This is a genomic window from Chloroflexus aurantiacus J-10-fl, assembly GCF_000018865.1.
In the GTDB taxonomy this organism is placed as follows: Bacteria; Chloroflexota; Chloroflexia; order Chloroflexales; family Chloroflexaceae; genus Chloroflexus; species Chloroflexus aurantiacus.
In genome coordinates this window covers 3,375,097-3,388,217 of sequence record NC_010175.1, presented here as the reverse complement: position 1 = coordinate 3,388,217, position 13,121 = coordinate 3,375,097, and the positions used below count along the sequence as shown (strand labels likewise).

Below are 13,121 nucleotides of genomic sequence, written 5' to 3'. Positions count from 1 at the left end.
CTCATGTGTTGCCCGGCGGAAGCGTGTGCTCCCGGTGCGTCAGGAATGGATGTTGTTAACCCTCATTCTCTCCCGGCGACCGGATTACCCCCGTACCTGCACCATATCAGCAGGCACCGGGAAATGCCGGCACAAATCGGCGACTTCGCCTGCGATCCGATTCAGGCGGGCTTCATCATCGGGGTACATCAGCACCTCGCCAATCCAGGCCGCAATCTGAGCCATCTCTGGTTCGCGCATACCGCGGGTCGTTACCGCGGGTGTCCCGATCCGAATCCCACTCGTCTTCATTGGCGGTTGTGGATCATCGGGGATGGCATTTTTGTTGACCGTAATCGCCGCTTTATCAAGTGCGCGCTGTGCCTGTGCGCCGGTTAGGCCCGTACTGCGCAGATCGACCAGCATCAGATGATTATCAGTCCCACCGCTAACCAGGGTCAGCCCCTGCGCCATCAATCCCTCGGCCAGCGCACGGGCATTGCGGCGGATTTGCGCCGCATACTGCCTGAACTCAGGCCGCAATGCTTCACCGAAAGCAACTGCCTTACCGGCGATCACGTGCATCAATGGCCCACCCTGCGTACCGGGGAAGACGCTTGAGTTGAGTTGTTTCGCAAAATCATCACCCATCAAGATCAAGCCGCCCCGTGGCCCGCGTAACGTCTTATGGGTAGTTGTGGTAATCACATGAGCGTGACCGACGGGTGATGGATGCTCGCCGGCAGCCACCAGACCGGCGATATGGGCAATATCGGCCATCAACAGGGCGCCAACCTCATCGGCGATCTGACGCATCCGGGCAAAATCGATGATACGCGGGTATGCACTTACTCCCGACGTGATGAGCTTTGGCCGGATTGCCCGTGCTTTGCTTGCCAGATCGTCATAGTCGATCTGACCGGTTTGCGCGTCCACACCGTAGAAATGGACGTTGTACCACTTACCGGAGAAATTGACCGGGCTACCGTGCGTCAGATGCCCACCGTGATCCAGGCGCATACCGAGAATGGTATCACCGGGCTGGAGCAGAGCCGTAAACACGGCGATATTGGCCTGCGCCCCACTGTGCGGTTGCACATTAGCGTGGGACGTGCCGAACAACTGACAGGCCCGTTCAATAGCCAGTTGCTCGATGGCGTCAACAAACTCGCAACCACCGTAATATCGCCGACCGGGCAAACCCTCTGCGTACTTATTGGTCAAGACCGATCCCTGCGCCTCCATCACCGCCAGGCTGGTATAGTTCTCGCTGGCGATTAACTCCAGACCCTGGCGCTGGCGTTGCGCTTCCCGCTCGATCAGATCGGCGATGATCGGATCAGTTGCTCGAAGATGTTCAAGCATAGTCGTTCCCCTGTTTACTATGACCTCAGTTACAACACCTGTTCACAAGTAAAGTGTGCACCACCCTGCCCTCAGCATCATCGTCTTGAGGAGCAGGCCAGGTGCACCAGACAAACCGTTATTACTGACTGCTTAACTGACCGACTCGCCGGGCTTCAGCGCGATCACCTCGGTCGTCACCCCAAATTCACGGCAATGCTCGATCAACGCCTCCGGGGTACCGGTTAAGATGGGGAAGGTACCGTAATGCTCAGGAATCGCGTATTTCGCTCCGATTAGCTTCAGTGCGTATGCCGCCTGTCGGGGATCCATTGTAAAGTGGTCACCGATAGGCAGGATCACCAGATCGGGGCGATACAGCTCACCGATGATCTGCATATCCATCGTGACACAGGTATCGCCAGTGTGGTAGACCGTAAAGCCGTTGCTAAAGCGCAATACATAACCGGCAGCCGTTCCCAGATTGATGATCTGGCCATTCTCGTAAATGGTACTCGAATGGTGAGCGGTCGTCATCGTTGCCCGTACATCGGCTACAGTAACCGTGCCACCTTTGTTGAAGCCAACTAACTGCGCTGCCGGAATACCTTCGCCTTCCAGGTACGGAACCATATCGTACTGACACACAACCGTTGCCCCGGTTTCACGGGCCAGATCAACCAGATCGGCAATATGGTCGAAATGGCCGTGGGTAACGAAGATGGCAGCCAGATTCTCGCGCACACGCGCTTTCCATGGCTCTGGACAGACCGGGTTTCCATCAACCCAGGCATCAATCAAGATGTTGCGACCTTCCGGTGTGGTTAGATGGAAGGTGCCATGACCGATCAGTGTGATCGTGACATTGCGTCCGAGCGTTGCCAAGGTTGCCTCCTTCCCTCACAAAATATGAGCACTTCGCAGGCCAGATAGTCTGATAGGAAACCGAATAGTGTTGTGCTGATGACGTTTTCAGTATAACATAGAGCACGAAGATGTCTTTCGACTTTTTCCCTCTTGACAGATGCTCTTCTGCGCGCTATAGTATACCCCCAGGGGGTATCTAATACAGATACTGCCTGTATGATTACTGTGGAGGAGGAATAATTCAATGGCTAAGCCGATTGAGGTACACGACTCGGATTTTGCCGAGAAAGTTTTGAAGTCGAAAACGCCGGTTGTGGTTGACTTTTGGGCACCGTGGTGTGGGCCGTGTCGCGTGATTGCACCGATTCTCGATAAACTGGCCGGCGAATACGCAGGCCGTTTGACTATTGCCAAGGTCAATACAGACGATAATGTTCAGTATGCCTCGCAGCTCGGTATTCAGGGTATCCCAACGCTGGTTATCTTCAAGGATGGCCGCGAGGTAGGCCGCCTGGTCGGCGCTCGACCAGAAGCGATGTACCGCGAAATCTTTGATAAAGTTCTGGCAATGGCGTGAACACACCATCGCCGGAACCAGAATCTGCGGGTGAAGCAGCAATGAGCACGGGGGTTCGTCCGCTTGCGCCAGAACGACGCGACGAAGTGTTACGGCGTTTACGGCGAATCGAGGGTCAGGTGCGCGGTATCCAACGGATGGTTGCCGAAGGCCGCGATTGCCGTGACATTGTTCACCAGATCGCAGCAATTCGGCAGGCCCTGGCCAGTGCGAATAGTGTTGTGCTGGAATGTTATGCCCAACACTGTCTAAACGACGCAGAAAACTGTCGAGCTGAGACGATTAACGAGTTGATAGAGCTGTTCAAGGACGCTTGTTAGGACGTTTGCTCGAAGGTAGTGGCAGGTGCGACCCTCTGGATCGCACCTGCCATTTGTTTATCTCTGCCACGACGGCGTTAGCCAGACAAACTGATACGGCTGTAGAGTCAGTGCTGTTGTGGCCGATACCGGCTGTTCCTGGATCAGGTCGAAGAGTTCAAGACCAGGGCCGTACATACGCAGCAGGTTCCCGGCTATTGACTGAGGATATTCCGAGAAATTGGCCAGTACCAGTACTCGCTGCGATCCGGTTTGGCGCACATAGGCCAGCACGTGGCGGTTATCGCTGCGCACAACCTCCATCATGCCATCGCGCAGTGCCGGCAGGGAGGTTCGTAGATGGATCAGTCGGGTTAACGTACTGAAGATCCGACCAGGTATCGTTGTCGGGTCGTGGCGTTGATCCATCGCGACCTGATTGCGCAACGGACGATGCACCCAGCGACTATCGTCAGCCTTCGCCGGGTCGCTTACGTACCCGTAATCATTGAGCGTGCCAACCTCATCGCCAAGGTAGATCAACGGAATACCACCGATACTCAGCACAATGCTGTGAAGCAGGATAATCCGGCGAATTGCTATGTCAATGGCCTGGGGGTCGCCGCCAGCCAGTGCCTGTTCGAGACCTGCCAGCGATGCCAGCGTACCGGACACGCGCGCATCACCGGTATCGGGGTTTTCTTGAAATGGCAACCCACGGGCAAACGAACCGGGAAAGCGTCCGGTGTAGAAGGCATTCAGAAACTGGCGATGCCCCCAGGGATCGATCCCCACCGCACGGGCATCGTTATCATCAAATGTCCAGCCAATATCATCGTGTGAGCGCAGGTAATTGATCCAGGCACATCCGGGCGGTAGACGGAAGCGATGGCTGAGGGAATGTGCCAGTAGCTTGACTTCCCGCGTCGCCAGCGTCTCCCAGAGCAATGCCATCAGCAGTGGATTGTACGAGAGCTGACACTCCTGTGGACTGACGTAACTTAGCACGTCATCGGGATGGACAATCGCCTCCGATTTGAAGAGCAGAGCTGGCGCTGTGATCCGCGCAATCGCGTTGAAGGCTTGAATAATCCGGTGGGCTTCTGGTTGATTCTCGCAATTTGTTCCCATTCGCTTCCAGATGAAGGGGACAGCATCGAGGCGCAACACAGCCACGCCGAGATTGGCCAGGAAGAGCATCTCGGCAGCCATTGCCCGAAACACTGCCGGATTGGCGTAATTGAGATCCCACTGAAAACTGTTAAAGGTTGTCCAAACCCAGCGCTGCATATCGGGCCGCCACGTGAAGCTCCCGCGTCGCACGGTTGGAAAAATTTCGCGCAATGTCCGCTCATAGGCATCAGGCATGGTTCGATCCGGGAAGAGGAAGTAAAACTCTTGATAATCGGGGTCACCGGCCTGCGCCCGTCGCGCCCACTCATGCTCGTCAGATGTGTGGTTAAACACAAAATCGAGCACAAGACTAATCCCAGCAGTATCAAGCTCACGAGCCAGATCGGCCAGTTCGGCAGTTGTCCCGATATGTGGATTAACCCGTCGGTAACTACTTACCGCATAGCCACCATCGTTGTTGCCCTCCGGCGCTTCAAACAGGGGCATGAGGTGAAGGTAGGTTAATCCCAGCTCGCGAAAATATGGAATAAACTCGCGCAAACGGGCAAGTGTCCCGCAGAAACGATCAACGTAGAGGACACCCCCCATCATGCGTTCCGATTGAAACCACTCGGTATCAGCTTCACGCAACGCATCACGCTGTTTGAGCCAATCCGGTCGTTTCAACCAGCTCTGCGCCATTGCCAGCAACAATTGTTCAAGGTGGTAGAAGAAGTCATATTGCGTACCGTAGAGACCGAATAGCAATTCAAAGAGGCGCGGCCACTCTCGCCGCAGGCGTTGCTCAAATACATTCCATTCCCCCGCAGCGCCACCGGCTTCGGCAAATGCCTGCGCAACCCGCGGTAATAGTCTGGTCAATGACCGTGCTGCTTCCCGTTGAATTCGTTCCCAATCGTGCATGTCTGAACCTCGCCAATACACCGCCCGGTCGGGCAATAGTTTCCAGAGCACAAGTATCGCTGAAAAGCATGAATCTGGCAACAGATGGTCGAAAAACACAGCAGTCCTGCACATACGGTACTGCCAACCAGACAACTACCGGCAGAACTGACCAGTACGATGGAACATTATGTCAAAATCGAGAAGAAGGGTGAGCACCGCGACGAGGGTGTAGATTTCGCTTCTCTATTTCCACCTCATGACCAATGTATGGTAAGATATGGCGCTATGGTTAAGACCACACCGCACAACCTGTTTCGCCGCCTGGGACCAGCACTGTTGCTCGGTGTTGCCCTCGTGATTGGGCTAGAGTGGGGACTGCCGGCTGCCGGTATTCCGGCTTACCTGCTCCCAACCCCATCGCGCGTAATAAACGCTGCACTTCAGCCTGAAGTGCGGCTGATATACCATACCGGTGCTACCGCCAGCGCCGCGCTCCTTGGGCTGGCAATCGGTATTTGTATCGCGCTTACCCTGGCCATCGCCTTCATCTTTGTCCGTCCGCTGGAAGATGCCCTCTACCCGTGGATTCTGCTCGGACAAAGCCTGCCTTCGGTTGCGCTGGCCCCACTGCTTACCATCTGGTTGGGTGACGGCATTGCCCCTCGTGCTGCGATGGCAGCACTCTTTGCCAGCTTCCCGTTGCTTATTGCCACCATCAGCGGTCTGCGGCGTCCGGCACCCGAACAACTGGCCATGATGCAGGCTTATGGCGCTTCACAATGGCAAATCTTGCGGATGCTTCGTTTGCCGGCAGCGCTTCCATTCATCTTCAGTGGATTGCGCGTCGCCGGTGCGCTGGCCGTTATTGGGGCGCTGGTTGGTGAACTGGCCGGTGCAGGGCGAGGTCTAGGCTACCTGATTACGACCTCTACCTACCGGCTAGCCACAGATCGAGCCTTTGCTGCTGTCGCGGCAGCCGCCGGCTTAGCACTGGTATTACACGGTATTTTTCTTCTACTTGAACGGATCATTGTGTTCTGGGAACGGGAACGGTAAGTGCGGCGTGGACCAGGTTGAACAAAGAGGATCGCATATGTCACACCGTACCTTACTACCATTACTCCTGCTTGTGGTGTTGCTTGTCGTTACCGGTTGTACGAACACAGCCCCAACCAGCACGTCGCCGGAAGTGACGAAGGTCACGATGCGATTGCAATGGCTGCCCCAGTTTCAGTTTGCCGGCTATCTGGTTGCCGAAGCACGCGGCTACTACCGCGATGCCGGCCTGGATGTGACCATCTTGCCCGGTGGACCTGATGCCATACCGCTGCCGCTGGTTGCGACCGGGGCCGACACCTTCGGTAGCACCGGGGCCGATACGATTCTGATCAGTCGCGAACAAGGCATCGAGGTTGTCGCACTGGCAACCTGGTTTCAGGCCAGCCCGGTCGCGTTTATGGTGCATCGTGACAGCGGTATTCGCTCACCGCAAGACTTCGTTGGGCGTCGGGTCGGTATGTTCTACGGCGACAATGTTGAAACCGAATATCGGGCATTGCTGGCAGCTACCGGTGTGGATCCGGCCAGCGTCATCGAAATACCAGGCGATTACAGCCTGGCCCCCTTTCTCGAACGGCGCGCCGATGTCTGGCCGGTGTATGCAACCGACCAGCCGTATACGGCCCGTGCTGCCGGCGCTGATATTGATCTGATCCTTGCCCGTGATTACGGTGTTGAGCTGATGGGTGATGTGCTCTTTACCACAGCCGAGTTTGCCCGCAACAATCCGAATACAGTACGTGCGTTTGTGCAGGCTACGTTACGCGGCTGGCAAGAGGCATTGAATGATCCGGCAGCCGCTATCGAAATCATACTGGCCCGCAGCCCTGACTTCGACCGCGGTCATCTGGAGTTTGAAGCCGCCGAAACGATCAAGCTGCTCCGCTACGGGATCGGCGAGCGCTGTGTTGGCGCCAGTGATCGTGCAGTGTGGCAGAAAGAGGCGCAACTGCTGCGCTCGTTAGGTGTGCTGAAGAGCGATATCGATCCCGAAACTGTTTTACTCACCGACGCGGTTGATGAGTACTACCGCTCACAAGGCATTGAATGCCGATAAGGTTCTGTAGGGGCGGGTTTAGAACCCGCCCCTACAGATGGTGCATGTACCCAATCACGCGATGAACGAGGGGGCCGAAAGGATCCATTTTGAATCGCGTGCCGGACATTGTATGTTGCAGATGTGACATGAGCGCTGGCGTTAGCGATCTGGCGGTTATAGCGATACAGCTACGTGCTGCGATAACATGTTGGGGCGACAGCTTATCTTCTGTCGCCCCACATAACGCTCAGAATACTGCCATCGTCTAGCGAGACGGAGCTGTCTGACCAACAGATGATGGCAATCCCCGACCAAACAGCGTCAGATACATCAACCGATACACGTCAGTATTGTCGAACCGTCCGCTAAACGTGCGCGACATCTCAATTGCGTTCAAACCCTGCGCACGAGAGATAATGCCACCCGACACATCAGGCGTGCCAACCCAGCTTACGGCGAATGCCATACGATTGCCGTAAGCGTCAGGCTCACTCAGGAATGGAGGCGAGTTGCGGCCATAGCGGCCATCAAGCGGTGATCGCACATTCTGCGCACTGTTGCCTGTGGGATTGTTATTGTAATCGCTGACGTTGCGGGTTGGATCCCAGGCCCCAACTTGCATACCACCAGCATCGCTGTCGGCTGCGGTCAGAATCAGCGTTCGTCGATGCCGCTGTTGGAAGTTTTGCGTAACCTGGATCAGGTCGTTGGCATGCTTCAGACCGGTCAGCGTACCAATCGCGTTGTCGTTGTTCCCAAAGTTATCGACACTCTCCACCTCGGCAACCATAATGAAGGGCTTACCGGCCTGCCGGGCACAGCGTTGTATGATCGTAAGCGCCAGATCGGCCATCTCGGCAACAGTCGGCGGATTGTACCCTAATGTACCGGGAGCGCTGCCGAAAAGGATGAGATTGGTCCGCTTATCATTGACGTCAATCGCAGGATCGACCAGACCGGCGGCAATCAGACGCTCTTCCGGCACATCGTTAAAGATGTCGTCGGCAGCGAAGAGACCCAACACGTATGGTGCGTAGCGACGATCACTGTTGACCCGCTCACGCAGGGCTTCAAACTCGGCACGAGTACGGACGATCACGTAGCCCTTTGCTTCAAACTCACGCAACAGATTCCGACCATCGGTACGAGCAGGCCCGGCACCGGTGATCGGATCGGTGTGAACGTAGCAATCCAGATTAATGTTGTCGGGCGTGCAGGGTGGCGTACCTTGCGGTAAGAAGAAGCGTTCACCACCGGCCAGAATGATGTGTGGCGGATGCTCACCCTCAAAACCGGGCCGGCCATCAATTATCTGGCCAACAATCTCGTTGTCCTCGTTACGGTTACCGACTTCAGAAACAAACGCACCAGTACCTGGTTCGGCTATATCGCCGTCGTTGACCAGGGCAACAGGATGGCCATTGTTAATAGCCTCACGTACAATGCTACCCGGGTAGCCAGAGAGGGCAAGAATACTGCGGGCGCTATCACCATCACCATCTTTACCGAAAGAACCAAGTCCTTCAACCTTGTAACCAAAGGCGTGCGTGGTAGCGCCACCGTTCGATGTCCCGGTCAAAATATCCGCCATGTGACCGCGGTAGGCGGCCATTTGCGGCAGCGTATCCCACGGGCTGAGGGCGTCAGGACCGTACCAGTAGATACGTGCAGCCGCCCAGTGATTCAAACCCGCCCCATCGGGGTGAAGGAAGATCACATTACCGGTCGGTGAGGAACGGCGTAATTCGGGAATTCCCGTTCCGGCAACAGTCACTGAAACCGTTGCCACCAGTAGGGCGAGGGTGACAATCAGGCCGAGGACTCGTTTCTTGTTCAACATGCGTCTCTACTCCTTCTGAGCCTCAACGAAACATCCCCGCCAGGAAAACACCGCACGATGAACAGGATTTGCAGATTGTAGTCAGGCATCAAGACTGGCAGTCGAAGACGGAGTAGAGATGAAAGCGCGAGCAAGGCGTGACGGTAGAAGCCAAAACTCTTGCAAGCCGACCTCTTGCAAACCCGTATCTGATTTTGCAGGTGTTATCCATGGCTTGAAAGGAGTATAGAGAAGTATTTTTAAGTCTATGTAAAGATCATGTAAAACGATAATTATTCTCAATTCAAAAATTGTCTTATCACCGAAAATTGCAGCACCGCGAAGGATATATTCCACACCAGTCAGGGAATTTTTTCTCGGTATACCCTTGCGCTTTTAGGCAAAATTGATGCATACTACTTAATAGTGATCAGGCTATCACGTTGCGCCAATGTCGGCGCGATATTTCCCAAACGTATCACCATCTGTAAGGAGTGCCCTCCATGGAGCTGCTACTGCAACTACTGGTTGCGGGAGTCTGGACGTTAGCGCTTGTTAATAGCCTGCGTCGACTGGTACGCCTGGCCCGCGTTTCTCATCTGCAACGTTGGGACAGCAATATTCGGGTGCGATCTGGACTGAACCGAATCTGGTGGTGGCTGGGCCGGGAAGAGTTCTGGCACCCGGCACGCTATGATGTTGCGTATGCACTCCAGATTTCACTCCTGGTGTTTCTGTTCGTCTGGCATATGGCGAATTAAGGAACTTTCCCGCATCGTCCTCGATGCCGGCAAAGCCGGGCTGTACAGATCGAATATTCCAGACGTGCTGAAGGCTTATCGCCGTACCAGAATGTAGCTACAGAGAGGCAGCGGCGAGACGACCGGCTAATTGCCAAATCTCACTGTGACCGGAAGCCAGTGCTGGTATGAGGGGCGACGCATGCGTCGCCTCTACGACGCTGACGATAACCCATCAGCGACGCGCTGGTGGCGCACCCGGTAACATTTTAGCACGAGGATCACACCTTTACGATGCAGATTGTTGTGCAAGATTTGGTATCACTCCGGCAGTGTTCTCTTGCAACCCCTTCAGATAGCTTTCACATCTCTGTAGATCGTAATATATCGCACACACACCATAAACACGGCAATACTTGCAACCCCTTCAGATAGCTTTCACATCTCTGTAGATCACCCTGTCAAGACTCCTCACCTGGTCAAGCCTTTTTCTGTGCTATGATGCAACCGGATGAGAGCCTGAACGAACGATCCCTGCGGGACGGACTGGCAGGCTCAAGCAGCGTCCAGAGATATAAATCTGTCGGATAGGCGTTTAGCATCGGTAGCGGGGAGATGCCTGTGAATATCCGCTGGACCGCAGTTATTTCCGGTTTCATGACCGATTTCGCACTCACTATTCTCTTGCAGGTGTTCATTGTTCTCATTGGACAAACCACGGTCTTTACCGATCCATCACTGCAAAATCCGATCCACATCGTGCTCATTTTGATTGGTGCCGGCCTGACCGGCGTGGGCGGATTTGTCGCCGCCTGGCTGGCAGGTGAGTCATTTGCCATGCATGGCTTTCTGGTAGGCGTAGTTGGCATTCTGGTGGCAGCATTGGCCAATGTTGGGGTTGTGGTACCACCGTTGTTGTTGCTGGGACAGGTTGTCGGCTGTATTTGTGGCGCCTTGGGTGGTGTGCTGGCCGGGCGTTTGCGTACCTCAGTAAGGATTAAGTAGAACCAGTTTGTGCAACCAGGAGCAGGGTGTACTGCTCGATAATCCCTTTCTACAATCGGCATGCCACGTTGCACACAGTACCGAGACTGCCCTTCTGCACTTGCTATGCTCTATCCCAGGCACAGGTGGGAACAGCCGGGCTATTGCTCTCTACCAGACAGATGGGTGGGTTTTGAACCCGCCCCTACGCGGTATGTTCACGAGCATCGTCATTGGCGCAGACGGTCAATCACTGTCAGAATGAGAGATGGTGGCGGACAGAAGAGGTGTAACGAACGCCCGTGGATCGGGTGCGGAAGCTGGAGTTCGGCAGCATGCAGCAACGGATGGGTCAGATGCAAACCGGCGACATCCACTACCCCACCATACCGTTCATCACCGAGGATCGGACAACCGAGCGCCGCCAGGTGTAACCGAATCTGATGGGTTCGTCCGGTCAATGGCATTGCTTCTACCAGGGCCGCATTCGCGAATTGTCGACGGAGCGTAAATCGGGTGTGCGCCAGTCTAACCCGTTGCCCGTCCGGCAATACACGCCCGATGTCAGCCTGATCGTAGAGACGCCAGCGTCCACCTGCCGCCCGCCCATGCCCGGTCACAAGATCAGCCGTTACCGGCGGATGACCGCTACAAACGGCCAGGTACTGCTTCATCGCCAACCCACGGGCAAACGCAGTCTGCAAAGGTGCATTTGCGCGCGGGGTTTTGCTCAACACCAGAATCCCACTGGTGCCAAAATCGAGCTGGTGGGCCAGGTGCAACACCGGTGGTACGCCGTCACGTACCGTCAACAACCGCTGCACCACGGCCAGCACACTTCCCTGCGTGTCCCAGGGGGTATCGCCCACATAACAGGCGGGCGGTTTATTTACCACCAGCACATCATTATCTTCGTAGATAATGTTTTCAAGCGTCAGTGGCGCATCACAATAGCCATGGGTTGGCGGAAAGCGTACCGAAAGTGTCTCGCCGGCAATTGCCAGCGTGGATGCCGCAGCCCGACGTTTTCCCAGCCATAGGCCGCCCCGCTGTGCTGCCACTCGTCCGGCTTCTCCCAGTCGGTCAGCGGCAATATCCCCTAGCGGACGCCCATGATCTTCAGAGGTTACAAGGAAGGAAACGGCCTTCATCCCGCTTCTCGTAACACCTTACCCAAACGGCGAGCACCCTCGATCAAATCGGCTTCGGAGAGGAGCGAAAACGCCAGGCGAAGCTCGTGTCGCCCACCGCTACCGGCGTAAAAGCGTTCACCGGGAATATACGAGACACCAGCCGCCTCTGCGATTGGCAGCAGGGCCGTGGTATCAATCGTCGGCGGAGTACGCAACCAGACAAAAAAACCGCCTAATGGTGGCCGCCATGTCACACCTCTCGGCATGGTGCGGGCCAGCGCTGCCAGCAACGTATCGCGTCGCGCCCGCAGTCCATTACGTAACCGCAGCAAGTGCGGCTCAAAGTCACCGGCACGGAGTAATGCGAGAACAACATGGGCGGTAAAGTGATTGACCCCACCTCCGCTATCGAGCATGCCAGAGGAGACACAGCGCTGGATCAACGACGACGGCGCCTGCATCCAACCCAGCCGTAGACCAGGGGCCAATACTTTGGCAAAACTGCCTAATCGGATCAGCATGCTCCCAGGCGCAAAACTGGCGATTGGTGGCGGTGGCGGCAAATCGTACCACAATTCAGCATACGCCTCGTCTTCAATAACGGTCAATTCGAGCGCAGTAGCCAAACGGGCCAGCTCAGCCCGTCGTTCAGCACTTAGCGTCACACCACTCGGATTGCGAAAACTCGGCACCAGATAGAGGAAGGCGATCCGTTCACCACGCTGACGTAACAACCTGACCAGGGTCGCCACTGCGGTGACGTGTACCCCTTGTTGATCGCCGGGAAGCATCACCGGGCGCAGTTTGTAATCGCGAAAAATGCGTAGCGCCAGGTGATAGGTCGGCGCTTCTACCAGCACGACATCCCCCGGCTGACTCAAGTGCTTACAGAGCATATCGAGCGCCTGTGAGGTACCACCGGTAATCATCAGTTCGTGTTCGGCGATTGCTATCCGCTCGGCTAACAATGCGATCAGGCGTCCCGGCCCCTGCGCATAGCCATAGGTCAACGCTGCCGGTGCATCGTTGGTCAGCGTCCAGGTTGCAGCCCGTAATAATTCAGTATGTGGCAGGAGTTCAGCAGCCAGATGCCCCCAACCAAACTCGATGACTCCTGGGCGTTGTACAAATTGAATGTCCGGCAGCATAGATCGTTACCCTCAAAGACGGCTACAATACGGAGAGCACCTTTTCCTAAGCAAGCTCTCACGGTACGAGTGTAGCGCTAATGGTATCATATTGTTGAGCAGCAATTGGCTGGA

The 13,121-nt window shown here is 55.6% G+C and carries 12 protein-coding genes; 6 read left to right on the top strand and 6 right to left on the bottom strand.

Annotation, left to right across the window (positions count from 1 at the left end; all coding sequences use genetic code 11):
• Positions 1-84 precede the first annotated feature (84 nt).
• A complete protein-coding gene (locus CAUR_RS13350) occupies positions 85-1,344 on the bottom strand; it encodes a serine hydroxymethyltransferase (RefSeq protein WP_012258402.1) in 1,260 nt (419 codons plus the stop codon).
• A gap of 132 nt (positions 1,345-1,476) precedes the next feature.
• The gene (locus tag CAUR_RS13345; RefSeq protein WP_012258401.1) at positions 1,477-2,208 is read right to left on the bottom strand and encodes a metal-dependent hydrolase; all 732 of its coding nucleotides are present in this window, start codon (positions 2,206-2,208) and stop codon (positions 1,477-1,479) included.
• A 205-nt stretch (positions 2,209-2,413) separates the two neighbouring features.
• On the opposite strand from CAUR_RS13345, the gene trxA reads away from it, so the two are divergent.
• Positions 2,414-2,767, top strand: coding sequence for a thioredoxin (gene trxA / locus CAUR_RS13340; RefSeq protein ID WP_273067920.1), 354 nt, complete (start codon positions 2,414-2,416; stop codon positions 2,765-2,767).
• 41 nt (positions 2,768-2,808) lie between these two features.
• A complete protein-coding gene (locus CAUR_RS13335) occupies positions 2,809-3,087 on the top strand; it encodes a metal-sensitive transcriptional regulator (protein WP_012258399.1) in 279 nt (92 codons plus the stop codon).
• A gap of 57 nt (positions 3,088-3,144) precedes the next feature.
• Here the strand turns inward: CAUR_RS13335 and CAUR_RS13330 are convergent, their stop codons facing one another.
• Entirely contained in the window at positions 3,145-5,103 is a 1,959-nt protein-coding gene (locus CAUR_RS13330; RefSeq protein ID WP_012258398.1) for an alpha-amylase family glycosyl hydrolase, read from the bottom strand.
• Positions 5,104-5,370: 267 nt separating this feature from the next.
• Between CAUR_RS13330 and CAUR_RS13325 the strand changes: the two genes are divergently transcribed.
• Complete coding sequence (locus tag CAUR_RS13325) at positions 5,371-6,141, top strand: ABC transporter permease (protein WP_242604929.1); 771 nt, start codon at positions 5,371-5,373, stop codon at positions 6,139-6,141.
• A 37-nt stretch (positions 6,142-6,178) separates the two neighbouring features.
• A complete protein-coding gene (locus tag CAUR_RS13320; protein WP_012258396.1) occupies positions 6,179-7,201 on the top strand; it encodes an ABC transporter substrate-binding protein in 1,023 nt (340 codons plus the stop codon).
• A gap of 247 nt (positions 7,202-7,448) precedes the next feature.
• Here CAUR_RS13320 and CAUR_RS13315 read toward each other — a convergent pair whose 3' ends face one another.
• Positions 7,449-9,023, bottom strand: a complete 1,575-nt coding sequence (locus tag CAUR_RS13315) for an alkaline phosphatase (RefSeq protein WP_012258395.1) — start codon at positions 9,021-9,023, stop codon at positions 7,449-7,451.
• A gap of 482 nt (positions 9,024-9,505) precedes the next feature.
• On the opposite strand from CAUR_RS13315, the gene CAUR_RS13310 reads away from it, so the two are divergent.
• Together CAUR_RS13310 and CAUR_RS13305 are read left to right on the top strand one after the other, a co-directional pair.
• A complete protein-coding gene (locus tag CAUR_RS13310) occupies positions 9,506-9,763 on the top strand; it encodes a hypothetical protein (protein WP_012258394.1) in 258 nt (85 codons plus the stop codon).
• Positions 9,764-10,363: 600 nt separating this feature from the next.
• On the top strand, positions 10,364-10,747 hold the full coding sequence (locus CAUR_RS13305; RefSeq protein ID WP_012258393.1) for a TIGR04086 family membrane protein: 384 nt from the start codon (positions 10,364-10,366) through the stop codon (positions 10,745-10,747).
• 209 nt (positions 10,748-10,956) lie between these two features.
• Here CAUR_RS13305 and CAUR_RS13300 read toward each other — a convergent pair whose 3' ends face one another.
• Positions 10,957-11,877, bottom strand: a complete 921-nt coding sequence (locus CAUR_RS13300; protein WP_012258392.1) for an RluA family pseudouridine synthase — start codon at positions 11,875-11,877, stop codon at positions 10,957-10,959.
• The gene (locus CAUR_RS13295) at positions 11,874-13,007 is read right to left on the bottom strand and encodes an aminotransferase-like domain-containing protein (protein WP_012258391.1); all 1,134 of its coding nucleotides are present in this window, start codon (positions 13,005-13,007) and stop codon (positions 11,874-11,876) included. The genes CAUR_RS13300 and CAUR_RS13295 overlap by 4 nt, the downstream gene beginning before the upstream one ends.
• Positions 13,008-13,121 lie beyond the last annotated feature (114 nt).